The organism is Moorena sp. SIO3I6, from assembly GCF_010672095.1.
Genome location: NZ_JAAHHU010001648.1, coordinates 1 through 1,102 on the forward strand (window position 1 = coordinate 1; position 1,102 = coordinate 1,102).

Here is a 1,102-nt window from a genome sequence, read left to right on the forward strand (position 1 = left end):
GGTAAAGAACCTACCCAGGGAGTTGGTTATCTCGATGATGGCACAATGGTAGTAGTGGAAGAAGGGTATAAACACATGGGTGTTGAACTGCCAGTTATTGTTACCTCAGCCTTGCAGACCTCAGCAGGTAGGATGATTTTTGCTCGACCTCAAGCTTCGGTTACAGTTTGATATTGGTGTTTTATAGGTTGTTCGCGTAGCGTGGCCAATAGGCCAAGGTTGAATGTTCAACCCTCTAACCGTCTAACCCTCTAACCGTCTAACCCTCTAACCTTGGCCTATTGGCTACGCAATCGCGTTTAACCTCCTAACCTTCAACCTCCTAACCTTCAACCTCCTAACCTCCTAACCTTCAACCTCCTAACCATCAACCTCCTAACCTCCTAACCATCAACCTCCTAACCTTCTAACCTAATGACTGATGCTATGCTTAGCCTATGCATGATTGTTAAAGATGAGGAAGAATTATTACCACAATGTTTGAGTAGTGTCAAGGATGTAGTGGATGAGATGGTCGTCCTAGACACAGGTTCAACGGATCGGACGATTGAGGTGGCGCAAAGCTATGGCGCTATAGTTTATCAGTTTGAATGGTGCAATGATTTTGCAGCTGCTCGCAATCAGGCGTTGAAGTATGTGCAAGGGGAATGGGTACTGGTGTTGGATGCTGATGAAGTGTTGAAACCGGAAGTTGTACCGGAAATCAAGCAGGCAATCCAAAATAGTTCCTATCTAGTTATTAATCTAGTCCGGCAAGAAGTGGCTGCTACTCAATCTCCCTATTCTCTGGTGTCCCGTTTGTTTCGCTATCACCCAGAGATTCGCTTTTCTCGCCCCTATCATGCTATGGTGGATGATACTGTAGCGCAAGTGTTACAACGAGAAGCCCAATGGCAGGTGGTGTCTCTATCCCAGGTGGCAATCTTACACTACGGTTATAGCTATGATGCGATCGCATCACGGAATAAGTTGACGAGAGCCCTTACGGCGATGGAAGGCTATCTGGCTAGTCATCCGTTTGATGCTTATGTGTGTAGTAAACTCGGGGCGCTTTATATTCAAAATAATCAAGTAGACCAGGGTGTGGAGTTACTCAAGCGTG

At 46.1% G+C, this 1,102-nt stretch carries 1 protein-coding gene and 1 pseudogene; both read left to right on the plus strand.

From position 1 onward, the window contains the following. Window positions 1-171: pseudogene (locus tag F6K49_RS51990) on the plus strand (PIN/TRAM domain-containing protein); the annotation flags it as partial. A 243-nt stretch (window positions 172-414) separates the two neighbouring features. Next, window positions 415-1,102, plus strand: a 688-nt coding sequence (locus tag F6K49_RS51995; RefSeq protein ID WP_366514384.1) for a glycosyltransferase family 2 protein, incomplete at its 3' end; no start/stop codon positions are given.